This is a genomic window from Campylobacter concisus, assembly GCF_902460845.1.
Taxonomy (GTDB): domain Bacteria; phylum Campylobacterota; class Campylobacteria; order Campylobacterales; family Campylobacteraceae; genus Campylobacter_A; species Campylobacter_A concisus_X.
This window is the reverse complement of record NZ_CABPVS010000006.1, coordinates 82,427-106,543: the sequence shown is the minus strand read 5'-3', so window position 1 is coordinate 106,543 and position 24,117 is coordinate 82,427. Positions and strand designations below refer to the sequence as shown.

Below are 24,117 nucleotides of genomic sequence, written 5' to 3'. Positions count from 1 at the left end.
TAAATTTAGCCCTCGATAAAGAGTGCGATTTCGTCGCTTAGTAAGAAATTTGGATTGTAAAATTTGCCATTTTTAAAGAGCAGTTTTTCATTTTCTACAAGAAAATTTGCTCTTTTTATCTGAGCCTCACTTAAGCGTCCAGCCTCCACGCCAACCATGCTTCTAAGCCCTAAAAATATATGCTCTCTTACTAGCTCACTCTCGTTTAAAATTTCTTTTTCTCTGTAAGTTGGTTGCGAGATGTAGGCATCTACACTATTTTTGGCGTAGTATCTGATGCCATCCACAAAGCCCACGCTAAAAGCACCCACGCCAAGATAGTTTTTGCCTTGCCAGTAGCCAAGATTGTGCTTGCAAATTTGCCCGTAATTTGAAATTTCATACTGCCCAAAGCCAGCAAGCCCAATTTGTTCTATCATAAATTTAGCCAGGCTGTCGCTATCTTTTTTATAACTTTTTTTACCAGCAAATGGGGTGTTTTCTTCAAGAGTGAGCGAGTAGGCGCTTAGATGCGTGATAGCAAGACTTTTTAAATTTTCAGTTTCAGCCAAAAGGCGTTTTTTAGTGTCAAATTTGGTGTCGTAGATGAGGTCTAAATTTATATTGCTAAAGCCAGCTGTCTGGGCATTTTCAACTGCTTTAAAAATTTGCTCCCTGCTGTGAATGCGCCCAAGAAATTTTAGCTTATCTTCAAAAAAACTTTGAGCGCCAAAGCTTATGCGATTTGCGCCTAAATTTTTAACATGCTTTAGCCAAGTAAGACTTGCTGAGTTTGGGTTTGCTTCAAGTGTGATCTCGGTTTCTCGCGTGCAAAGAGGCGTTAAAATGCTAAAAATTTCATCATAAAATTTAGCATTTACCGCGCTTGGTGTGCCGCCACCAAAAAAGATGGTTGAGATTTCTTTTACGTTTTGGCTTTGTAGCTGAAAATTTAGATCAAAGCAAAGTGCCTTAAAATATGCGCTAACCTTGTTAAATTCGTCGTCACTTGAGCCAAAAGCACAGTAAGGACATTTGCTTTCGCAAAATGGCACATGGATATAAACTTGCAAATTTCTCTCTTTAAAATTTTGGCGATTATAAGAAATTTGGCATTTATAGCAGTTTAAAAGTAGCTTTTGGTCTTTAAGAGTTTGCTTGGCAAAAAGCCAAAATTTATCTTAAAAATTTTTGCAAAATGTGCAGTATTTGCGTAGCCTACGATATTTGCAGCTTCTTTTATGCTGATATAGTTTTGCTCTAAAAGAGTAAAAGCCAGCTTTAGGCGCTCTTTTGCTAAGAGCTGATAGATCGTATCTTTGAAAAATAGCTTAAAATTTTTCTTTAGCCAAAAGTCATTTGTGCCACAAAGATGGGCTAGCTCCTTGATGCTTGGAGGATTTTGCATACGGCTTAATAAGATCGTTTTAGCTTTTAAAAGAGTCTTTTCTTCGTCACTGCTAAGTGAAATTTCGCTCTCTTTTCGTATTTTACTTTTATAAATAAGCTCTAAAATTTTTGACTCGGTAAAAATTTCCCTCATCGCGCCTTCATATAAATTTGTCGTATCAAGTTCATTTAAAACGCAAATTTGAGCTAAATCTTTTTTATATTTTAATAGCTCAAATTTATCATCAAATCTAAGTCCGGCAAATATCTCAAGCTTATTTGCGTAGCTTTCGTTAAAAAGCAGTGTTTTGGTCTTATAAAATTTATTTTGATACTCAAAGACACCTTTGAAATCGTCATTAACAAGTCCAATACAAAATTCATCTTTATTTAAAATATACTCTTTTCTATCAAGCTTAAAGCAAAGATCGTTTTTATCCTCATTAAACATTAAAAATAGGTATTTTTTAGACTTGTGCCGATCTCTTTTTATCCTGCCATTACATAAAATTTCACTTTTTAGATAGCTGATGCCACTGCTTTGTTTGAAAAACTCCACGCTTACTTGTTTTTCCTTTTGAGATATCTTGCTCGTTCCATATTTTTTGTCTAAATTTATCATTTTATCCCTCAAGCGTTAAATTTAATCCCTTTAGCGTTACGTATGATATTGATAACGATTATTTAATTTTAGTAAAATGTGCATTAAATTTTTATAAGGAGTTTTTGTGAAAAGTGCATTAAAAATTTCTATTTGTGCGGCAATTTTTATAAATTTACCGCTTTTTGCAAATGAAGATAAGGTTCTACCAGAAGTTAAAGTAGTGAGTGCGACAGGATTTGAGCAAAATATCAAAGACGCACCAGCTACGCTTAGCGTTATAACCAAAGAGGCATTAGAAAAGAAAAATCATAAAGATATCGAGAGTATGACAAAGGATATCCCAAGTCTTTTTGGAACGACTCCCGAAGCGGCAAATAGACGAGGAATTTCTATACGTGGATTCTCTCCAAGATTTACTAAAATTTTAGTAAATGGCATGCCAGTACCAGGTGATAATGCCTATAAAGGCCTTAGAAGCGTTGGAGGCTCATATAGTTTCATCCCGCCAGCAAGTGCGATAAGCCGTATCGAAGTGATACGTGGACCTATGAGCTCGCTTTATGGAAGTGACGCGCTAGGCGGAGTTATAAATATCATTACAGATGAGTTTAGTAATGAATTTGGCGCAAATCTTGGCTCAAGCTATAAATTTGCTAGAAATAAAAATATAAGTGGCGAGTTTTACAATAGTCTTTATTTACACTCTGGACTAATTGACGATGTTTTAAGTGTTTCTGTTTATGGTAAAAATTTAAATAAATCAGAAGATAAAATTTCTTATGCAAACAGAGAGCAAAAGGATAGAAATTTTGGTGCGAAGCTATTTTTGAAGCCAAATGAAAATAATGATCTTACGCTTGAGCTTGCAAGAAGCGATGTGAAATATAAAAGAACTAAAGGCAAAACACTATCAACTGGCACTAACTCAGTTGCTAGTGAGAGGATAAAGGGCGATGTGATAAATTTAAGCCACGAAGCAAGGCTTGATAATATCTTGCTTCAAAGCTATTTATCTTATGGCAAGATAAAAGAGATAGCACAACAAAATTTGACGCTAAAGACTCTAAATTTTGATACAAAAGGCTCATATTTTACTGATAATAACGCCTTTACTTTAGGCCTAAATGCTAAAAAAGAAAAGCTAGATGAAAAGGCAACCACAGCGGACGCTGCGAATGTAAAAAGGTATGATTATTCGGTCTATGCTGAAGATGATTATCGCCTTATAAAAGACTTTATCTTAAGTACTGGTATTCGTTATAACTACGATGAACACTATGGCTCGCACGTTTCACCAAGAATTTATGGCATCTATAGCTTAAACGACTTTTTCGCCTTAAAGGGTGGAGTTAGCACAGGTTATGCGACGCCTGACATCAAGCAACGCACACAAGATCTTGCGTTGCCATTTGCTGGAGGACGCGGAGCACAGCTTGGTAGAAGCAGCCTTAAGCCAGAGACAAGCGTAAGTTATGAATTTGGTGGCGTTTATAATAATAATGAAGGTTTTGAAACGTCTTTAACTGGCTTTTACACAAGTTTTGAAGATATGTTAAGCTATAACCCTATCTGCTCAAGAGGCAGTGTTTGCAGACACAAAGGCAAAATTTATCCAAATGGTATTTGGGAGAGTATAAATATCGGCAAGGCTGAAATTTACGGAGTTGAGCTAACAAATGAGTGGCAGGTGACAAATACTCTTAGACTAAATCAAAGCTATGTTTATACAAAATCAAAACAAAAAGATGGACCAGAAGCTGGTAAAACCTTAAACAACTATCCGCTTCATACATTTAAATTTGGAGCGAACTACGAGCTAAATAGATGGCTAAATTTCTGGTCACAGATAAATTACTATGGTAGAACTAAAAACTCTTTTAACTATGCTAATGATATGAGAGCTTACGTTATCGCAGATCTTGGCATAAACTACAATGTAACTAAAAATTTCAGCCTAAACTTAAGCGTTTATAATCTCTTTAATGAGTTTTTTACGACAAGATCAAACGGATATGATATCTTAATAGCCGATGGGCAAAAGATCGAACTTGGCTTTAATCTAAAGTTTTAAAATGTTTAAAATTTGGCGGAAATTTCACTTAATTTTAGCTCTTATCTTTGCTTTGCCACTTTTGATAATCTCAATTAGTGGAGCGATTATTTCGTACCATGATGAGATAATTGAGGCCTTTAGCAAAGATGAGATAGGCGCGGCAACTAATAAAAGTGCTTTAAAAATAGATGAAATTTTAAAGGTCTTTAGTAAGACTTGGCCAAATTTTAACCTTAGTTATATAAAGATAAAAGGCGAGGCAAATAGAGCTTATGTGGTAAGTGGCACAAGCGAAAGTGGCGAGTTTAAGTCATTTTTCGTAGATCCTTATACGGGCGAGGTAGTCTCTGAAAATAGTGTAGAAAAATTTATAGGGCTAGCTTTAAATTTACATAAAAATCTAGGACTAGCTCTATTTAAAAATGAAAATTTATCTAAATTTGCAAGTGAGATAGTGGCGATTTCAACGCTTGCACTACTTGCGATTTTACTAACTGGAGCGTTTATACAATTTTGGAGATTTAGAAGCAAATTTATTAGCGCCTTTAAGCTAAATCTAAAGGCAAAGAAATTTGCATTTTTATATTCGTTGCATGGATTTTTAGGGCTTTATTTGGGATCCATTTTGCTTATTATCTGTGTTAGCGGTCTATACTTTTCTTATGAGAGCTTTGCTAAGGTTATAAATCAAATTTGTGGCGAGCAAAAGGTATTTAAAAAGCCAAATTTTACTAGCAAAAATGGCTTTAGTCTAAATGATGAGCAAAAGGTAGAAAATCTTCGAAAAGCTTATGAAATTTTTACTTTAAAATTTGGAAATGAGTTTGACGCTTTAAATTTTATTCTCAATAAAGATGGCGTAAAATTTATGATCTTTTACTTGCCAAAAGGTGCTAGTGAGAGTGATGGCGTTAGACTTGTAGTCGATACGGCAAGTGGAGAAATTTTAAAAAACACCATGCCAAAATCTTTTGAAATTTATAAATTTATGCTTGATTTGCACGCTGGATATATATTCGGAGAGGCTGGAAAATTTATCTTTTTTATGGCTTCTTGTGGAGTGGGCGTGCTACTTTTTAGCGGCTGTGTGATTTACTACAAACGGCGTAAAAAGTAGTCTTATTTATCTATCTCTTAACTCTTTTTAGTTATTATCCCAAATAAAATTTTTGGAAAAATCATGCAAAAAAAATACAGACCAAATGTGGCAGCTGTTATTTTGTCTAGCTTGTATCCATTTAAATGTGAAATTTTAGTCGCAAAAAGGGTAGATATGGACGATATTTGGCAGTTTCCTCAAGGTGGAATAGATGAAGGTGAGAGTCCAAAGCAGGCCTTAAAAAGGGAGCTTAAAGAAGAGATCGGAACTGATAAAATCGATATCTTAGATGAGTATCCGCAGTGGCTAAGCTACGACTTTCCAGCAAACGCGGCAAAGAAATTTTATCCATTTGATGGACAGACGCAAAAATATTTTTTGGTTAGACTTAAAAATGGTGCCAGCATAAATTTAAAGACAGAGCATCCAGAGTTTAGCGAGTATAAATTTGTAGATTTTGGTAGAAGTTTAGAGGGAATAAATCACTTTAAAAAGCCTATTTATGAAAAGGTTTTGAGTTATTTTAAAGAGAAAGGATATTTTTGATGTTGATCGTTCAAAAATTTGGCGGAACTAGCGTAGGAACACTTGAACGCATCGAAGCTGTGGCAAATAGAGTCATTGAGACAAAAAATAGCGGTGCAGACGTAGTTGTGGTAGTTTCTGCGATGAGCGGAGTTACAAATCAATTGGTTGAATATAGTGAGTATTTTTCAAAACACCCAGATGGCGTTGCCACTGATATGCTTTTAAGCTCTGGAGAGCAAGTAACGACCGCGCTTTTAACGATCGCACTTAATGCAAAAGGCTATGCATGTGTGGGTATGACAGGTGCGATGGCAGGCATTATTACTGATGATATTCATACAAAAGCAAGGATCGAGAGGATAGAGACTGCTAGGCTAAAAGCCGAGCTAAAAGCTGGCAAAATCGTAGTTGTGGCTGGCTTTCAAGGTATAGATGAAAAAGGCAATATCACAACCCTTGGTAGAGGTGGCAGTGATCTTAGCGCAGTTGCATTAGCAGGGGCGCTTGATGCTGATCTATGCGAAATTTTTACCGATGTTGATGGCGTTTATACGACTGATCCAAGGATAGAAAAAAAGGCAAAAAAACTTGAGAAGATAAGCTATGATGAGATGCTAGAGCTCGCTTCTGCTGGCGCAAAGGTACTGCAAAATCGCTCAGTCGAGCTGGCAAAAAAACTAAATGTAAAACTCATTACAAGAAGTAGCTTTAATCACAATGAAGGTACATTAATAGCAAAGGAAGATGACAATATGGAAGCAGTTTTAGTAAGCGGAATAGCACTAGATAAAAATCAAGCAAGAGTAACACTAAGAGGCGTAGTTGATAAGCCTGGCATTGCAGCAGAAATTTTTACAGCTTTAGCTCATGAAAATATAAACGTAGATATGATAATCCAAAACGTAGGACATGACGGTACTACAAATTTAGGCTTTACAGTGCCACAAAATGAGCTTGAACTAGCAAAAGAGACTATGCAAAAGCTCTCAGCTGCAAAACATATAGAATTTGATGATGCGATTGTGAAAGTTTCAGTTATTGGTGTCGGCATGAAGAGCCATAGCGGTGTAGCATGTTTAGCATTTGAAACGCTTGCAAAAGAGGGTATAAATATCCAAATGATCTCAACAAGTGAGATAAAAATTTCAATGATCGTTGATCAAAAATATGGTGAACTAGCAGTTCGCGTACTTCATGATGCTTATAAGCTAGATAAATAATGCAAGATTTTATTCAGTGGACGTTAAAGGCTATTAGGGACGAAGGCCCTTTGATGAGCTGGATGGAGGAAAGGCGTGTCGAATGGACGCCTTTACTAGCCTCTAGGCTTAAATTTTTACTTGAAGGAAGGGCTTTTATAACTATAAGTGATGAAGAGCGAAGATGGTTTGAAACTTATCTTTTAAAAAAGATGAACCATTCAAAAAGCATCAGGCCATTTTTGCCTTTTTTTAGCCTAAGATCGCTCTATCCATCGCTTGATGAGATAGAGACCAATGAGCAAAAGCAGCTACTAAAAGATATGCTAAGTCTTGCTTTTCCAAATGGATACTTGTTTTTTTATATCGGAAAGAGCCTTGATAGATATGCAAATTTGGCCAAAAGCGATGAGGATAGCTATATGTGGCTATTTGACGAGCAAGCACAAAATAGCTTTACTCTTAGCTCAAGCGATGAAAATTTAGACATTAAACTAATAAGCCTTTGCAAAATTTTTGATAAAAGCATCGATGCGGCGCTCTTTGCTAAGGTGATACTCTAAATGCTTAATAAAATCGTCGTTACAAGCGATTTTGAAAGTTTAAAAGCCAAGCTTGAAAGCGAGTTTGGCACAAATAATCTAAGATTTTTTATAAGCGATGATTTTTTGCTAGAAAATGCAAAAGAGGTCATCGCAGAAGCATACATTGCCGAAAAAGATGAAAAAATTTTAGTAATACATGCTAATTCTTTTAGGACAGAGGCTCAAAACGCACTTTTAAAGATCATAGAAGAGCCTCCAAGAAATATCAAATTTATAATAGTAACGCAGAGTAAAAATTTACTTCTACCAACGATTAGATCAAGAATGCTAATAGAAAATAATCTAACCAAAAAGCCAAAGATAACTCTTGATCTAAATTTAAAAGCTCTTAGTCTAAAAGAGCTAACAAGCTTTATCGATCAAAAGATCGCAGACGAGCAAGCTCAGAAATTTGGCAAAAACGAGCTAAAAGAACTTGTTGGCGTTATCGTGACAAAGGCGGTTGATAGTGGGTATAAATTTAGCGGCGATGAGATGGATTATTTTTTCTCACTTATTAAGCTAGCTGATCTAAATGCCAAGTCTCACGCCGTACTAACGCCACTGCTGCTTACTATATTTCAAAAAGGACGACGTTGAAATTTTATAAGATAAATAATAAAAGTAACTTTGATGAAATTTGTAAAGCCATCTCGCCAAGCCCTGCTGGTGCGAAGCTTATGCATGAAAAGAGCGAGATAAATTTTATATTTATAGATGAGATAAAAACCCCAGCGGCAAATATCCTAAAGCAAGATGCGCTTAGTGTTGGAGCTGAGCTTGTGACACATAAAGATACGATTTTGGGTCGTGAGAGTCTAAACAAAGCCTTACTAATGGCGACAAACGCGCAGCTAAGCCAGCTAGCTAAAAAAGAGAAGTTGCAAGACTTTGGACTTAAAAATTTAGCAGCCTTTTTAGAGACAAAATTTATAAAGCCAACAAAGCCTCTTATAATGGGCGTTGCAAATATAAATACAGATAGCTTTAACGAACAAAGCCGCATAAATACGCAAAATGGCATAGCGAAAATCGAAGCCATGATCGAAGCAGGTGCAGACTATATCGATCTTGGCGGCGTTAGCTCAAGGCCAGGGAGCCAGTACTGCGGTCGCGAAGAGGAATTTAGGCGCATAAAAGATATCGTAGAGGAAATTTACAAGCTAAATTTGCACGAAAAGGCGAAATTTAGCCTTGATAGCTTTGATCCTTATTGCCTTGAATTTGCCCTAAATCACGGCTTTAAAATGATAAATGATATCACGGCAAACGCCTCACTTGCCACGCTTGCGGCGCGATACGATGCTGAGTTTTGCATGATGCATATGCAAGGCAATCCAGCCACCATGCAGGTTGCACCAAAATATAACGACCTAATCGGCGAGATAGCAGACTTTTTTGAGCAAAAGATAGCCCTGGCTAGAGAGCTTGGCGCCAAAAAGCTAGTGTTTGATGTGGGTATTGGCTTTGGCAAGACGGCTGAACAAAATTTACTGCTTATTAAGCATTTGGAACATTTTTTAAAATTTGACTGCCCACTATTAGTTGGTGCGAGCCGCAAATCAGTCATAAACCACTACTACCCAAGCGAGGTCAAAGATCGTCTGCCAGGCTCGCTTTACCTACACTTAAAGGCCTTCGAAAACGGCGCACATATCATCCGTACACACGACGTGGCCGAGCATAAGCAGCTTTTTAATATGCATGAGGCGATGAGTCAAGCCACGCTTTGGTAGGACGAGGCTAAATTTTGATAAAAGAGGCCAGATGAGAAATTTACTTCCGCCACCTTGGATCAAATTTCCAAGTATGGATCCATTTTCCATCGGCTGGAGGATGGGCGCTGGCGAGGATTATAAGTTTAAATTTAATGACTGGCTAAAAACACTCAGCCAAGATGAGCAGCGTCAATATCAGCAGCTATTTGCTGAGCCTGCAACGTGGCGTGGATACTGGGATGAGAGGCTGGGCTCTGATGAGAGCACATTTTTTGTAAATGGCGACTTTGTCACCGACCTTTGGGAGCGCGAGCCTAGATATGAGTTAAAATGGCTTAAAAAGCGCTATAACGCTGGCAAGGTGGGTAAATTTCTATTATTTTGGGGTCATCAAAAGAGTGCAAATTTAAGTGCAAGCTGCCTTAGTCAGTGGTACGCCTATAGCTTTTGGCAAGATGAGGTTCATTACGTTTGCGCTGAGCAATATATGATGGCTAAAAAGGCTGAGTGCTTTGGCGATAAAGAGGCTTTGGAGCAAATTTTATCTGCCAAAGATCCAGCGCAGATGAAGGCGCTTGGTAGGCAGGTGCGAGGCTTTGACGTTAAGGTCTGGGACGAGGTCAAATTTAGCGTCGTGCTAAATGCGAGCTATCTAAAATTTAGCCAAAATGCCCCTTTGCGAGAGTTTTTGCTTTCGACAAAGGATAAAATTTTGGTTGAGGCAAGCCCTGTTGATAAAATTTGGGGCATAGGTATGAGCGCTGAGGATCAAAATGCGCACAATCCTATAAAGTGGCGCGGGCAAAATTTACTTGGCTTTGCGCTGATGAGGGTGAGGGATGAGATAGCAAAGGTCTATAAAAATGTCCATCTTTGTGACGCAAGAGAGCTAAATTTGGATCATTTATAAAGTATGTTTAAGATAAAATGCGGTGTAAATTTGGAGCAAAAATGACAAAACAAGAGTATGAAAAAGCGGTAGATACACTAAATACATGGGCAAAGGCCTACTACGACGATGACGAGCCACTTGCAAGCGACGAGGAATACGACGCGCTATATCACGCGGTGCTTGATTATGAGCAGGCAAATCCAAGCGAAATTTCTATCTTTTCACCTACAAAACGCGTGGGCGGCACCGTAAAAGAGTGCTTTAGCAAGGCTAATCACATCAAACGCATGTGGAGCATGGAAGATATTTTTGATCTAGCCGAGCTTGATGCGTGGCTAAAGCGTGGCGAGAAAGAAGATTTGGTCTTTGTTGCTGAGCCAAAATTTGATGGAGCGAGCTTAAATTTGCTTTATGAAAACGGCGTTTTGGTTAGGGCGATTACTAGGGGTGATGGCGTTACAGGCGAAGACGTGACACAAAATGCAAAGACGATAAATTCTGTTTTAAAGAGCATTGATTACAAAGGGCTAATTGAAATCAGGGGCGAGGTCGTTATAAAAAAAGAAGATTTTGAGCTTCTAAACGCAGAGCGCGCAAAAAATGGCGAGGCACCGCTTTCAAACCCTAGAAATGCAGCTGCCGGAAGCCTAAGACAGCTTGATAGCGCAGTCACTGCTAAAAGAAAGCTACTTTTCATACCTTGGGGTGTGGGCGAGCAGAGCCTTGGGCTAAAAGATCACAGCGAGGTAATGAAATTTGTGCGTGATCTTGGCTTTGAGAGGGATGAATTTTTTAAAATTTTAAAAAAAGATGAGCTTGAGGCTGCGTATAATGAGCTACTAGCCAGCCGTGAGGCAAAGAGCGTGATGATGGATGGCATGGTGATACGAGTAAATGACCTTGCGCGCTGTGAAGAGCTAGGCTACACGGTCAAATTTCCAAAATTTATGGTGGCGTTTAAATTTCCAGCCATAGAAAAGGTGACTAGGCTAAAAGATGTCGCACTTCAGGTTGGCAGAAGCGGCGTAGTAACGCCTGTTGGCGTGCTTGATGAGGTAAATATAGACGGAGCCAATGTAAAATCCGCCACCCTTCACAACTTTGACGAGATAGAGCGCCTTGGCGTTATGAAAAACGACTACATCGGCATCATCCGCTCAGGAGATGTGATACCAAAGATCACAAAGGTTTTTAAAGATAGGCGAGATGGCAGCGAGCAAGCGATTGAGAGGCCTAAATTTTGCCCAGTTTGCGGCTCACACCTGCTTGATGAAGGGGTCTTTGTAAAGTGTCAAAATTTAAGCTGCAGGGCAAGAGTGGTGGGCTCAATAATTCACTACGCATCGAAAAAATGCCTAAATATCGACGGCCTTGGCGACGCGATCGTAAATTTGCTATTTGACAAGGGGCTAATTTCCTGCATAAAAGACATTTACAGCCTTAAATTTGATGATCTCATGGCGCTTGAGGGCTTTAAAGAGAAAAAGGTAAATAACCTTTTAAATGCGATAGAGGCTAGCAAAGGTGCGGAGCTATCGCGCTTTATCACGGGCCTTGGCTGCGAGCACATCGGCGAAGTGGCGGCTAAAAAGCTAGCAAGTAGCTTTGGACTAAGCTGGCTTGATGCTAGCTTTGATGAGCTAACCTCGCTTGAGGGCTTTGGCGCGGAGATGGCAAATAGTTTAACCGATTTTGCCGAGGTAAATAGAGATGAAATTTTAGCTTTAAGTCAGATCGTGCAGCCAAGCGTGACGCAGGTGCAGAGCATCTCAAACGCGCTAAGTGGCAAGACGGTCGTTATAACTGGCACGCTAAGTCGCCCAAGAGATGAGATAAAAGCCGAGCTTGAGAGCTTTGGCGCAAAGGTTTCTGGCTCAGTTTCTAAAAAAACGGACTTTGTCCTAGCTGGCGAGGAGGCTGGCAGCAAGCTTGACAAAGCAAATGAGCTAGGAGTGCTGGTGATCGATGAGAGCGAATATGAGAGGCTAAAACTTGAGGTTTGATAACTACGTCGCAAGCGTTTTAAACATAAGTAGAAATAAGGCGAGCGAGCTAATAAAATCTGGCAAGGTGCTAGCGGACGGAGAGATTTGCATTAAGGTCTCAAGCGAGGTTAGCGAGGCTAAAATTTCACTGCTTGATGAAATTTACGTTGGGCGAGGCGCTTTGAAGCTAAAGAGCTTTTTGGAGGCGATGAAATTTGACCTAGCTGGCAAAAACGCACTTGATATCGGCAGCTCAACTGGCGGCTTTATGCAAATTTTGCTTGAGCGTGGCGTAAAGAGCGTGACTGGCGTAGATGTGGGCACTGATCAGCTAGATGCTAGCCTAAGAAGCGATGAGCGAGTAAAAATTTATGAAAAAACTGATGTCAGGGAGTTTGTAAAATCGCATCAAAATAAATTTGATCTCATAACTTGTGACGTGAGCTTTATCTCTTTGGCTGAAATTTTACCAGCCATTGGCGAGCTAGCAAGCGAGAATTCGCTTATCATAACGCTTTTTAAACCGCAGTTTGAAGTGGGCGTCGGTGTAAAACGAAATAAAAAAGGTGTCGTCACTGATATGAAAGCTATAAATTTAGCGATGAAGAGATTTGAAGTGATGGCTAATAGCTTAGGATTTAAAATGATAGTTTGCAAAGAGTGCGAAGTAAGAGGGAAAGAGGGAAATGCCGAATTTTTCTACGCTTTTAACAAAAGATAATATCACTGCTGTTGCGATCGGGCATTTTGACGGCGTGCATAGAGGGCACAAGCAGCTTTTAAAGCAGCTTGGCGAGTTTGGCGGGCTTGTTGTCATCGACAAAAATAAGGCAAACATAACGCCAAAGCTAAAGCGAGCGGAGTACTCAAACTATCCTTGCTTCTTATATGATTTTGAGAGTATAAAAGGGCTTAGCGGCGAGGAATTTATCGCACTTTTGAAGAGGGATTTTAAAAATTTAAAAAAGATCGTTGTTGGCTTTGATTTTAGATTTGGCAGAAACAGAGCATGGGACAAGCACGATCTGAAAAGAATTTTTGATGGCGAGGTAGTCGTTGTTGATGAGGTTTGTTATGACGGCATGGGTGTGCATAGCTCATCCATCAGAGAGCTGATACGCCAAGGCAACATCGATGAGGCAAACAGGCTAATAGGCAGGGAGTACTCGATCGAGGGCAACGTGATAAAAGGGCAGGGCATCGGCGCAAAAGAGCTGGTTGCTACGCTAAATTTAGATATAAAAAGCTATCTTTTGCCGCGCGAGGGCGTCTATGCGACAAGAACGAGGATGGGCTCATATACCTATGGCTCGGTTACTTTTATAGGCAACAGACTTAGTACGGATGGAAATTTTAGTGTCGAGACACACATCTTAGACGAGGTAGCGCCAAAAGTGACGAAGCACGTTGCCGTTTGCTTCATAAAACGCTTAAGAGATAATAAAAAATTTAATAATCTTGGCGAGCTAAAAGAGCAGATAAAGCGTGATATAAACGAGGCTAGACAGTGCGTGGGCGTGTGCGATCTCTTTTTTGGAGAGACGATGAGATACTTTGACGGATACGGAGCTGGCATATGAGAGATGAAATTTTTAAGGAGCCTATAAGCAAGCAGTTTGAATTTGATGACTTTGTGGCGAGCGTTTTTGACGATATGATCTCGCGCTCGGTGCCATTTTACGACGTTAGTTCAAATTTAAATGCAAAGCTGCTTGCTAAAATTTTGCCAAAAGATGCAAGTGTATGCGACCTTGGCTGCTCGACGGCAAATAGCTTACTTTTACTAAATAATCTTAGAAATGACCTCGTGCTAAGTGGCGTGGATAACTCTGAGGCGATGCTAGCAAATGCCAAAAATAAGGCAAAGGCTTATGGGGCAAAGATAAAATTTTTGCTTGATGATATTTTAAAGTGTGAGCTAGTGGGCTTTGACGCGGTTTTGGCAAACTATACTTTGCAGTTTATCAGACCGCCAAAAAGGGCTGATCTGGTGCAAAAAATTTATAACGGACTAAATAAAAATGGAGTTTTTTTGTTTAGTGAAAAGATCATCTTTGAAGATAAAAAGCTTACTAAAAGCGTCATAGAAATTTATGAAGACTACAAGCAGGCGCAAGGCTACTCACGCTACGAGATCGCTCAAAAGAGAGAGGCGCTTGAAAATGTGCTGGTGCCATACACCGAAGAAGAAAATAGGAATTTAGCCCTAAACGCTGGCTTTAAGCGAGTCGAGAGCACATTTAAGTGGGGAAATTTTATGAGTTTTTTGGCGTTTAAATAAATTTAAAAATATCTGCTTTTGTATTTAAATATAAAATTTAATCACAAATAGTGAAGTTAAAATTTAGATTTTTTGGCTTTGCAGTGTCGAAATTTTTGGATTATGAAATTTAGTAGTAAAGAAATTTAGCGGGAGTTACCCGCTAAATTTACTCATTTATCGCTGCGTTTCCGTGATGGTGGAAGTCATCATAGATGATCTTTGAAGTTTGGAATTTTATGCGTTTTAGTTCGCGAACTCGTAAAAATTCTTCTTCATCGATCTTTTTGATCTGAATAGCTGCTTTAAATGTCGGAGTCTTGCTGATGTAGTCCCAACCGCTGCTTGTTAGCTCATTGCAAGAGCTCTCCCAGTAGTGGAAAGTCATCTGGATGATGCCGTCAGGCACGATGTCTGTTACTTCGGCTTTTACGACGATGTAGCCGTATCTACTCCATGCTTTGATGAAGTCGCCTTGTTTTAAGTCATATCTTGCCGCAAGTGCTGGATTCATCTCGGCGATAGGTCCGATACTATCTCCACCCTCTTCGATCGCTCGTGAGCGTCTTGTCATAGTGCCAACGGTGTATTGATAGACTTTTCTAGTGGTTAGAAGCTGTATCGGATACTCATCGTCAGTCTTTTCATCGACTGAGCCAGCCATGATAGGATACTCAGGCGACATATTCATCTTCTTAGCAAACTCAAGTTTTGCGCTCTCGATCTTATCGGCCTTATCCACAAAGAGGCATGGCACAAAACGACCCTTGCCATCAGGTGTGAAAAATTTCTTATCAAGATACAAGCTCTGACCGCCCATATCATCTTCGTTTGGACATGGCCAGTGAAGTCCGTGATACTTTTTGATACGGTAATAACTCATGCCACCATATCGTCTTGGATCGCATTTTCTAACTTCTTCCCAAATTTCTTCTGGTGAGTTGAAGTTAAAGCCCTCAGTTGCTCCTAAACGGCGTGCGATCTCGCAAACGATCCACCAGTCTTGTCTAGCATCTCCTGGAGGTGTGATGACTGCTTCGTTGTGCTGTACGCGGCGCTCTGCGTTTGTATAAAGTCCTTCTTTCTCGCTACTTGCAACGCCTGGAAGTATGACGTCAGCTTTTAGTGAAGTCTCGGTTAAGAATAGATCTTGCACGACGTAGAAATCAACATGAGCGATACCTTTTAAGAAGTGGTTTGTATTTGGCTCAGAGATGACTGGATTTTCGCCAATAGTCCAGAAGAAATGAACCTTGCCATCAAGGATCGCATCAGGTACTTCGGTTTTATGAACGCCTATTTTTGAGCTCAAAAATCCAGGTTCTAGGTGCCACATTTTTTCAAACCAAGCTCTTTGTTCTGGATCAGTGACTGAGCCAAGATTTGGGAAGATATTTGGCAAAACGCCCATATCACAGCAGCCTTGAACATTCTCTTGACCTCTTAGTGGTAAGTCGCCTGTGCCAAGCTCACAGATGTTGCCAGTGATCAAGAATAAATTTGACACATCGCAAACTCCGCCAACGCCGTGGTTAAAGTGAGTTACACCCATGCCGTGAGTGATGACAGCTGGCTTTGTGGTAGCGTACATTCTAGCAGCCGCTCTGATATCCTCTGGATTTAGCCTTGTATATTTAGCTACAACCTCTGGAGCATAGTCTTTTACAGCCTCTTTGACATACTCAATGCCGATTGTGTGATCTCTTACAAATTCCTCATTTACAAGGCCTTCTTCGATGATAGTGTAAAGAAGTGCGTTGATAACAGGGATGTTGTGCTCAGGCTCTAGCTGCAAGTGGATGTCAGCTCTGCTTGCAAACTCAGTCTTAATAGGATCAATAACGATCAGTTTCGCACCGCGGTTTAGTGCTCTTTGGATGTGCATAGCTGCTATTGGGTGGCCATTTTCTGGGTTTGAGCCTATCATTAATATACAGTTACTATAAGTGCCAATCTCTGTAAAGCTATTTGTGGCAGCTCCGTTTCCGATTGTTTTAGCAAGTCCTGCTACTGTCGGAGCGTGTCAAATTCTAGCACAGTGATCGACGTTATTTGTGCCAATTACAGCACGCATTAGTTTTTGAGCAACGTAGTTGTCCTCAAGTGTGCAACGTGCTGAGAAATTTCCGGCTAATGCGTCTGGGCCATATTTTGCTTTGGTTTCTTTCATTTTCTCTACGACAAGATCAAGTGCCTCGTCCCAGCTGGCTTCCTCAAAATCACCATCCTTTGAAAATACGCCATTTTTCTTTCTGATAAGTGGTTTTGTGAGTCTATCTGGACTTGCAACGTAATCCCAGCCATAAAAGCCTTTTAAGCATAAATTTCCTTGATTAACCGGATTGTCTTCAACGCCAGTTGCAGCACGAACGACGTTATTTTCCACATGCAAGGTTACTTGACAGCCCGTCCCACAATAAGGACAGATGACTTTGCCCTCTTTCATCATTTTCTCCTTTACTATGCAATATTTGCATATTTCTATATGAGTAATATTACTAGCCGAATTCTTAATCTTTAATAAAAATTCTTTATTATTAAAAATAAATTTATATTCTAAGTTAAAATTAATATAGTTCTACTAAAGTCAATTATCTAGGGATTTTAAAATTTATTTAAAATTGATAAATTTATTATAAAAGAAATAAAGATATAGAGATTTAGCTTTTTATATAAAATGAATAAATTAATTCTAATTTTACTTTATTTAAAAAGGTTAGTCATATTGTGAGTAGATAAATTAATACTAAAGATGGAAAAATTTTAAAATAGACTGTAAATTTTTGAATAAAAATATGGATGAAGGAAATTTAATAAGGAGAGCAGATCGCTCTCCGATGGATTATTTATCTCTTAAGCCAAGCTCAGAGATTAGTTTTGAATATGTAGTATAGTCTTTGTTTTTAAGATACTTTAAAAGTCTTTTTCTTTGACCAACTAGTTTCAAAAGACCTAAGCGTGATGAAAAGTCTTTTTTGAAAATTTTAAGGTGTTCTGTAAGTTCAGTTATTCTAGCTGTTAAAAGAGCTATTTGAACTTCTGGAGAGCCTGTATCTCCCTCTTTTCTAGCGAATTTCGCAACTATTTGAGCTTTTTTAGCCGAATCCAAAGCCATAATGACCTCCTGATTGGTGAATTTTGGAAGAGCGATTATAGCATTTAAAACATAAAGTTAGATAAAACTACGCTTTTTAAAAATTAATGAAAAATGCAGTAAAAATTTAATAAAATTAGGGCTATTTAAAGACCTAAGGAAGATAAATGCTTTTTACAAAGGCAAGCGAATACGCTCTACTTTCACTTATTTTAATATCTCAAAAATCATCTCCAGTTGATGTTGATACGATCTCAAATGAACTTAAAATTTCAAAAAGCTTTTTAGCCAAAATTTTACAAAATCTTGCAAAAGATGGAATTTTAAAGTCGTTTAAAGGGGCAAATGGCGGTTTCGCGCTAAATAACGAACCTAAAAATTTAAGCATAAAAAAGATAATAGAGTGCGCTGAAAAACGTGAACTTAACGTCTTTGAGTGCTCATCTTCTGCGGATGGCTGCCCGTCAAACAAAGCCTCGAGCTGTCAAATTTGGTCGATGTTTAGCGGTCTTCAAGGCAAGATCGACGAGATGCTTGATGCGATAAAACTAAGTGACATCGTTAAGAAGTAAAGTTGGCAAAGCAAAAAAATAGCATCTTAACTCTTGTTGCGCCGTTTCTTGCGCCAATTGTTAAGTTTAAAAGTCTTAGCATTGTTGGTATCATTGTTGCCATCCTTGCTATCATCATCGTACCGCTTCCAAGCGCGGTGCTTGACTTTTTTCTGGCACTTTCTATTTCTATTTCTGTTCTTATAATTTTAATTTCGATTTATGTGCCAAAACCAACCGATCTTAGTACATTTCCGACACTAATTCTTATCGTTACGCTTTTTCGCCTCTCGCTAAACATCGCAACCACGCGTATGATCTTAAGCGAAGGTCACAACGGCCCAGAAGCGGTTAGTGAGATCATCTCAAGCTTTGGAAATTTTGTAGTTGGCGGCAACTTCGTTATCGGCACCATCGTCTTTTGTATCTTAGTACTCATAAATTTCATGGTCGTAACAAAGGGCTCAACCCGTGTGAGCGAGGTGCAAGCGCGTTTTACACTTGATGCGATGCCTGGTAAGCAAATGGCGATAGATGCGGACTTAAACGCAGGTTTGATTGATGAAAAAACAGCACGTGAAAGACGCCAAGCCATCATCGGCGAGGCAAATTTTTACGGCGCGATGGATGGTTCGTCCAAATTTATAAAAGGTGACGCCGTAGCTGGAATCATCATCACTATCATCAACATCATCGGCGGCTTTGCTATCGGCTCATTTCAACACGGCCTTGATATGGCTACATCGGCCCAGTATTATACGATCCTAACTATCGGTGACGGTCTTGTTAGTCAGATCCCAGGACTTATCACATCAACAGCAACTGCTATCATCATCACAAGGGCTAGCAAAGACGATGAGGACTTTGCAGAAGGCACTCTAAATCAACTCTTGGGAGACTATAAAACCTTACTAATAGTGGGCTTCATACTATTCATGTTTGCTCTTGTTCCTGGACTTCCGACATTATCTCTTGGATTTATTGCATTACTGTTTTTGGGGCTTGGCTACATCATCAAGCAGACCAAAGATGGTGGATTAAATTTAAACCTTACGCCAAAAGATAAAGCTGCTTCTAAAAAAGCTGGAGCCGCTACGCAAGGTGGAGCAGGGGCAGCTGCTAGTGGTGCCACTACTAAGGTGCCAAAGAAGAGCGACGAAGAGATCGCAAGAGAAGAAGAGACTAAGATAAACGACATCTTAAAGCTTGAAATTTTAGAGCTTGACCTTGGATATGGCTTGTTAAAGCTAGCTGATGTGGATCTAATCGAGAGAATTCGCGCCATGAGGCGAAATATCGCTTCAAGTCTTGGCTTTTTGATGCCAAAGATAAGGATCCGCGATAACCTTCAATTACCGCCAAACGAATACCGCTTTAAGCTAAAAGGCATCGTGATCGGTCAGGGTGAAATTTATGCTGATAAATTTCTAGCGATGGATAGTGGTCTAGTTAGCGAAGATATCGAGGGAATTCCGACAAAAGAGCCAGCTTTTGGGCTGGACGCACTCTGGATCGATGCTAGCGTCAAAGAGGACGCCATACTTAGCGGCTACACGATAGTTGATCCTGCAAGCGTCATCTCAACGCACATGAGTGAGCTTATCAAGCAAAACGCAGCCGAGCTTCTAACTCGCCAAGAGACGCAAAATTTATTAGACAAACTAAAGATCGACTACCCAGTTGTGGTCGAGGATACGCTAAGGATCGCACCTATAAATTTGATCCAAAAGGTTTTAAAAGCGCTGCTTAAAGATAATATCCCGATCAAAGATCTGCTTAGCATACTTGAATCAATTAGCGACATCGCCGAGGTTAGTAAAAACCTAGATATGATCATCGAGCACGTACGCGCAGCGCTCTCACGTGTCATCACTTCGCTTTATGTCGATGAGAAAGGACAACTAAATTTTTACATTTTAGATAGTGCTGTGCAGCAAAAGCTTATGGACGCGGTGCAGTATAAAGACGGCGCGTATCACCTGATGATAAATGTGGCTCAAACTTCATCGATCGTTCAGGCTCTAAGGCATGAAAAAGAGAAACGTCCGATGAGTCAGCATGGCGAAATGGTTCTTTGCGTGGAACCAAGCCTAAGAAAATTTATAGCAAATATCTGCGCAAATTTTGCCATCGACATCGTGGTGCTAAGTTTTGCTGAGATTTCGGCAAATACGCCATTTGAAACGGTTGGCGTCATAGAAATAGAAAATTTATAAAGGAAAACGATGAAAATTTATCACCTCTCACACACTGATCTTGACGGATACGGCGCGCAATACATAACAAATTTTTACTTCAAAGATGTGAAATTTCTAAACTCAAACTACGGCAGGGAGATAGATGATAAATTTGCTCAAATTTTAGCTGAGATAGATGCTTCAAATGATGATAAAAACATCATCTTGATCACTGATCTAAATTTAAGCCTAGCTCAGTGTGAGAGCTTTGAAGATATGATAAGGGGTAAAAATATAAAGCTATTTTTGCTAGATCATCACCAAAGCGGTGCAGAGTGTGCGAGTGCCTATCCATGGTATTTTTTAGATAGCTCAAGGTGCGCTACAAAGATCACTTATGATTTTTTTGCAGGAATTTTTGGCAAAAACAAAGAGCTTGAAATTTTTAGTGACGTCGTAAATGCCGTAGATATCTGGCTAAAAGATGATAAAAATTTTGAGATGGGAAAGGTCTGCTTGGGGCTTGTGGCAAATGCTAAAGAGATAAATAAAGTGATGTTTGAAGCTGAAAACAACCTCTATATGGATCACATCCTAAAAGAAGCAAGCAAATTTTTTAACGAAAAAAACGACTATATCGGCCTTGATATGCAGGTGCATGCTATTAAGAAGTCATTTTTCAAAGAGGATAAAGACGACACGCTAAGCAATCTAATCTCAAACTACGTCGTAAAAAAACTTAGTGAAAATAAAGAGAAATTTAGCATAAACTATAAAGATCATAAAGGAATTTTAACCTACAATATTGGCAATGTTTCGGTTATCGGCAACGACTTTTTGGTGGCAAATCCTGAATTTGACTTCTTTATCGATGTGACAAATAAAAAAACACTAAGCTTTCGCGCAAATGGCAAGCTTGACGTTAGCGCCATGGCAAAGCACCTAGTTGGCGGAGGCGGCCACGTGAACGCTAGTGGTGGGCTATTCGCAAATTTCAAAGATGGCTTTAGCTACGAGCCAATTAAAGCACAGATAGCAGATATAATAACCAAAAAAACACAGGAGGAAATATGAAAGAAGAAGAGGTAAGCGTAGAAGAACTTAGCTATGAGCTTAGTATGGTGCTTGAGGCGATGTTTTACTATGCTGGAGTGAAAAAAGACAAGCTTGAAGAGGCGGCAAATCTTTATGTCGAGTGCATCGATGATGCGTTAGAAAATTCTGACGCTAGCGGTAGCGACGAGGTCATAGAGATAGTTGAATATATGAAAAAACATCATTCAAAATTATTTAAGTAAGGAAAGAAAATGAAGAAAATTTTAGTTTTAGTGGCAGCGGTTTTTGCGTTAAATGCTATGGCAAATGAAAATTTAGACAAAGCAAACGAGCTTTATGCAAAGAAAAATTTTAATGAAGCTTATCTTTATTTTAATAAGGCTTGTGGAGAGGGCGAGAAAAAAGCTTGCACAATGAATGCAATCATGCTATTTAACGGCGACGGCGTGGCAAAAGATAGAGTCCAGGCTGAGAAAATTTTTACAAAAATGTGTGACGAAAATGAGGGCATGGCTTGCGAAAAACTAGGTGAAATGATCGCTTATGGCCTTGTAAAAGATAAAGACGCAAACGAAGCAAAGAACGAAGAAAAAGCAAAGGCTTTATTTAAAAAAGCTTGTGATAACGGCTACCAACCAGCTTGCGACTTTGTGACAAAATAAATTTAAGAGGCTTAAAATGGGCTACAAACATAAAGATTTGATAGGAACTAGAGAGCTTAGCAAAGAAGAAATTTTATATTTTTTAGAGGCGGCGAAAGAGTTTAAGGAGCTAAATTTAAGCCAAGTGAAAAAAAATGACTATCTTCGTGGAAAGACCACGATCAACGCATTTTATGAAAACTCGACAAGAACGAGGACATCCTTTGAGATCGCAGCAAAGAGGCTTGGAGCTGATACGATAAATTTCAGCTCATCAAGCTCAAGCGTGACAAAAGGCGAGAGCCTAAATGACACGATGAATAACATGGCTGCTATGAGAAGTGACATCATCGTGCTTCGTCACCCAAGCTCTGGAGCAGCAAAATTTGCAGCTGATAGAACAGAGGCTAGCGTCGTAAATGCAGGAGACGGCACAAATGAGCACCCAAGCCAAGCCTTACTTGATCTTTTTACGTTAAGAGAGCATGGCAAAATTTTGGATAAAAACCTAAACGTGGCGATCATCGGCGATATCGCTAGAAGCCGCGTGGCAAGGTCTGACATCTGGGCGATGAAGAAATTTGGCATAAATTTAAAGCTCTTTGCGCCAAGGATGATGATGCCAAAAGATGCTGAGGTCTTTGAGTCTCAAATTTGCAAAAATATGGAAGAAGCCTGCGAGGGCAGTGATGTCATCATCATGCTTCGCATCCAGCTAGAGCGCGGCGGTGCAGACGTGGCATTTCCGAGCTCGAGGGAGTACTCAAAATTCTTTGGACTAAATAAAAATAGGATAAAGCTAGCAAAACCCGACGCGATCGTACTGCATCCAGGACCGATAAATAGGGGTGTAGAGCTAAACTCTGACGTGGCTGATGGCACGCACTCAGTCATACTAAATCAAGTTGAAAACGGCGTTGCTATAAGAATGGCGATACTAAATACGCTTGCAAAAAATAGGGGCTAACGATGAAAATAGCAATAATTAACGGCACTATCGTAAATAGCGACGAGAAATTTAAGGCAAATATCCTAATAGAAAACGGCAAAATAGCCAAAATCGGAAGTGAGAAATTTGAGGCTGATAAGGTCATCGACGCTACAAACAAGCTAGTCATGCCAGGACTTATCGATATGCACGTGCACTTTCGCGATCCTGGTCAAGAGTACAAAGACGACATCATCTCAGGCTCGCAGGCAGCCGTAGCTGGAGGAGTGACCACCTGCCTTTGCATGGCTAACACAAACCCAGTAAATGACAACGCCTCAATCACAAGGGCAATGATAGAAAAGGCTAAAAACTGCGGACTGATCGATCTTTTGCCAATAGCAGCCATCAGCAAAGGACTTGGTGGCAATGAGATCGTTGAAATGGGCGATCTTATAGAAGCTGGCGCAGTTGCATTTAGTGATGATGGCCTACCAGTGACTAGCTCAAGCGTGATGAGAGCAGCACTTGAGTATTCAAGTATGTTTGGTAGCTTTTGTATAAGTCACTCAGAGGATTGCTCGCTTTGCAGGCAGGGCGTCATGCACGAGGGCAAGGTCTCGGCGATCCTTGGGCTTCGTGGCATGGCAAGGGAGAAAGAGGAGATCGCAGTGAGCCGTGACATGCTACTAGCAAAGCTTACTAAAGCACACATCCATATCGCTCATGTAAGCTCTGAGTACTCGCTAAAGATCATCGAAATGGGCAAAAAAGAGGGCATAAACATCACTTGTGAGGCAACACCTCACCACTTTAGCTTTAGCGACGATGAAATTTTGAAAAATGCCTATGATACAAATTTCAAAATGTCACCGCCACTTCGTGAGATAAGCGACGTAAAAGCGGTGAGAGAGGCGCTAAAAAGCGGCCTTATAGACGTTATCGCCACCGACCATGCGCCACACCACACAGATGAAAAGATAGTGGAATTTGACAAGGCACCATTTGGTATCATCGGACTTCAAACCCTTGTGCCACTTACGCTAAAGCTCGTAAATGAGGGCATTATAAGCCTAGAGCGCATGGTGGAGCTAACCTCGACAAATGCGGCTAGGATGCTAAATTTAAAAGATAAAGGCAGGCTGGCAGTTGGCATGCTAGCTGATATAGCAGTGATAGATCCTGAGATCGAGTATGTTTATGACGAAAAGATAAACCGCTCAAAATCAATAAACTCTCCACTCTTTGGTAAAAAGCTAAAAGGTGCGGCGACTACTACTATAAAAAGTGGCAAGATCGTTTATGAGTTTGAAAAATAATCTAAATTTGCTCGTACTTGCGGGCAAATTTGGCTTAGATGCTTTGAGATATAAAATTTGC

Annotated in this window: 23 protein-coding genes; 19 read left to right on the top strand and 4 right to left on the bottom strand. The window is 39.7% G+C overall.

Going from position 1 to position 24,117, the window contains the following annotated elements; all coding sequences use genetic code 11:
- Nucleotides 1-5: 5 nt before the first annotated feature.
- The gene (gene hemW, locus F3H00_RS08905) at nt 6-1,052 is read right to left on the bottom strand and encodes a radical SAM family heme chaperone HemW (RefSeq protein ID WP_148799926.1); all 1,047 of its coding nucleotides are present in this window, start codon (nt 1,050-1,052) and stop codon (nt 6-8) included.
- A 53-nt stretch (nt 1,053-1,105) separates the two neighbouring features.
- Nucleotides 1,106-1,990 (bottom strand): AraC family transcriptional regulator, encoded by an 885-nt coding sequence (locus F3H00_RS08900; protein ID WP_148799924.1) that lies wholly within the window; start codon nt 1,988-1,990, stop codon nt 1,106-1,108.
- A gap of 106 nt (nt 1,991-2,096) precedes the next feature.
- Between F3H00_RS08900 and F3H00_RS08895 the strand changes: the two genes are divergently transcribed.
- The 12 genes from F3H00_RS08895 to cmoA all read left to right on the top strand — a co-directional run bounded on the left by F3H00_RS08895 (nt 2,097) and on the right by cmoA (nt 14,311).
- On the top strand, nt 2,097-4,043 hold the full coding sequence (locus tag F3H00_RS08895) for a TonB-dependent receptor domain-containing protein (RefSeq protein ID WP_148799922.1): 1,947 nt from the start codon (nt 2,097-2,099) through the stop codon (nt 4,041-4,043).
- A gap of 1 nt (nt 4,044) precedes the next feature.
- A complete protein-coding gene (locus F3H00_RS08890; RefSeq protein WP_148799920.1) occupies nt 4,045-5,142 on the top strand; it encodes a PepSY-associated TM helix domain-containing protein in 1,098 nt (365 codons plus the stop codon).
- Between the two features lie 63 nt (nt 5,143-5,205).
- Nucleotides 5,206-5,670 (top strand): RNA pyrophosphohydrolase, encoded by a 465-nt coding sequence (locus F3H00_RS08885; protein WP_021091471.1) that lies wholly within the window; start codon nt 5,206-5,208, stop codon nt 5,668-5,670.
- Nucleotides 5,670-6,872, top strand: coding sequence for an aspartate kinase (locus tag F3H00_RS08880; protein ID WP_021091541.1), 1,203 nt, complete (start codon nt 5,670-5,672; stop codon nt 6,870-6,872). The genes F3H00_RS08885 and F3H00_RS08880 overlap by 1 nt, the downstream gene beginning before the upstream one ends.
- A complete protein-coding gene (locus F3H00_RS08875; protein ID WP_087583908.1) occupies nt 6,872-7,414 on the top strand; it encodes a HobA family DNA replication regulator in 543 nt (180 codons plus the stop codon). Before F3H00_RS08880 ends, F3H00_RS08875 begins: the two co-directional genes overlap by 1 nt.
- Nucleotides 7,415-8,035, top strand: coding sequence for a DNA polymerase III subunit delta' (locus tag F3H00_RS08870; protein ID WP_148799919.1), 621 nt, complete (start codon nt 7,415-7,417; stop codon nt 8,033-8,035).
- Nucleotides 8,032-9,171, top strand: a complete 1,140-nt coding sequence (gene folP / locus F3H00_RS08865; RefSeq protein WP_148799917.1) for a dihydropteroate synthase — start codon at nt 8,032-8,034, stop codon at nt 9,169-9,171. Before F3H00_RS08870 ends, folP begins: the two co-directional genes overlap by 4 nt.
- 31 nt (nt 9,172-9,202) lie before the next feature.
- Nucleotides 9,203-10,063 carry a riboflavin biosynthesis intermediates N-glycosidase gene (gene ybiA / locus F3H00_RS08860; RefSeq protein ID WP_149703817.1) on the top strand — a complete coding sequence of 287 codons (861 nt, stop codon included), beginning with the start codon at nt 9,203-9,205 and terminating at the stop codon, nt 10,061-10,063.
- A 41-nt stretch (nt 10,064-10,104) separates the two neighbouring features.
- Complete coding sequence (ligA, locus tag F3H00_RS08855; RefSeq protein WP_149703816.1) at nt 10,105-12,048, top strand: NAD-dependent DNA ligase LigA; 1,944 nt, start codon at nt 10,105-10,107, stop codon at nt 12,046-12,048.
- Nucleotides 12,038-12,751: a 23S rRNA (cytidine-2'-O)-methyltransferase TlyA gene (gene tlyA, locus F3H00_RS08850; RefSeq protein WP_148799911.1), complete on the top strand. Its 714-nt coding sequence runs from the start codon at nt 12,038-12,040 to the stop codon at nt 12,749-12,751. The genes ligA and tlyA overlap by 11 nt, the downstream gene beginning before the upstream one ends.
- A complete protein-coding gene (locus tag F3H00_RS08845; protein WP_148799909.1) occupies nt 12,717-13,610 on the top strand; it encodes a bifunctional riboflavin kinase/FAD synthetase in 894 nt (297 codons plus the stop codon). Before tlyA ends, F3H00_RS08845 begins: the two co-directional genes overlap by 35 nt.
- Complete coding sequence (gene cmoA, locus F3H00_RS08840; protein WP_148799907.1) at nt 13,607-14,311, top strand: carboxy-S-adenosyl-L-methionine synthase CmoA; 705 nt, start codon at nt 13,607-13,609, stop codon at nt 14,309-14,311. Before F3H00_RS08845 ends, cmoA begins: the two co-directional genes overlap by 4 nt.
- 148 nt (nt 14,312-14,459) lie before the next feature.
- On the opposite strand, the gene F3H00_RS10805 is transcribed toward cmoA, so the two are convergent.
- Together F3H00_RS10805 and rpsO are read right to left on the bottom strand one after the other, a co-directional pair.
- On the bottom strand, nt 14,460-16,739 hold the full coding sequence (locus F3H00_RS10805; protein WP_316345717.1) for a molybdopterin oxidoreductase family protein: 2,280 nt from the start codon (nt 16,737-16,739) through the stop codon (nt 14,460-14,462).
- Nucleotides 16,740-17,132: 393 nt separating this feature from the next.
- Entirely contained in the window at nt 17,133-17,405 is a 273-nt protein-coding gene (gene rpsO, locus F3H00_RS08825; RefSeq protein WP_004317763.1) for a 30S ribosomal protein S15, read from the bottom strand.
- A 146-nt stretch (nt 17,406-17,551) separates the two neighbouring features.
- Here rpsO and F3H00_RS08820 point away from each other — a divergent pair, with 146 nt between their 5' ends.
- Genes F3H00_RS08820 through F3H00_RS08790 form a run of 7 tightly spaced genes read left to right on the top strand, consistent with a single transcriptional unit; the run spans nt 17,552 to nt 24,056 of the window.
- The gene (locus tag F3H00_RS08820) at nt 17,552-17,956 is read left to right on the top strand and encodes an RrF2 family transcriptional regulator (RefSeq protein WP_103628736.1); all 405 of its coding nucleotides are present in this window, start codon (nt 17,552-17,554) and stop codon (nt 17,954-17,956) included.
- A 2-nt stretch (nt 17,957-17,958) separates the two neighbouring features.
- Nucleotides 17,959-20,151, top strand: a complete 2,193-nt coding sequence (gene flhA / locus F3H00_RS08815; RefSeq protein WP_148799903.1) for a flagellar biosynthesis protein FlhA — start codon at nt 17,959-17,961, stop codon at nt 20,149-20,151.
- Nucleotides 20,152-20,160: 9 nt separating this feature from the next.
- Entirely contained in the window at nt 20,161-21,186 is a 1,026-nt protein-coding gene (locus tag F3H00_RS08810) for a DHH family phosphoesterase (protein ID WP_148799901.1), read from the top strand.
- Nucleotides 21,183-21,410: a hypothetical protein gene (locus tag F3H00_RS08805; RefSeq protein ID WP_021089755.1), complete on the top strand. Its 228-nt coding sequence runs from the start codon at nt 21,183-21,185 to the stop codon at nt 21,408-21,410. Before F3H00_RS08810 ends, F3H00_RS08805 begins: the two co-directional genes overlap by 4 nt.
- A 9-nt stretch (nt 21,411-21,419) precedes the next feature.
- Complete coding sequence (locus tag F3H00_RS08800) at nt 21,420-21,830, top strand: tetratricopeptide repeat protein (protein ID WP_085658258.1); 411 nt, start codon at nt 21,420-21,422, stop codon at nt 21,828-21,830.
- A 16-nt stretch (nt 21,831-21,846) separates the two neighbouring features.
- A complete protein-coding gene (locus F3H00_RS08795; RefSeq protein WP_107691716.1) occupies nt 21,847-22,776 on the top strand; it encodes an aspartate carbamoyltransferase catalytic subunit in 930 nt (309 codons plus the stop codon).
- A 2-nt stretch (nt 22,777-22,778) separates the two neighbouring features.
- Nucleotides 22,779-24,056, top strand: a complete 1,278-nt coding sequence (locus F3H00_RS08790) for a dihydroorotase (protein WP_148799897.1) — start codon at nt 22,779-22,781, stop codon at nt 24,054-24,056.
- Nucleotides 24,057-24,117 lie beyond the last annotated feature (61 nt).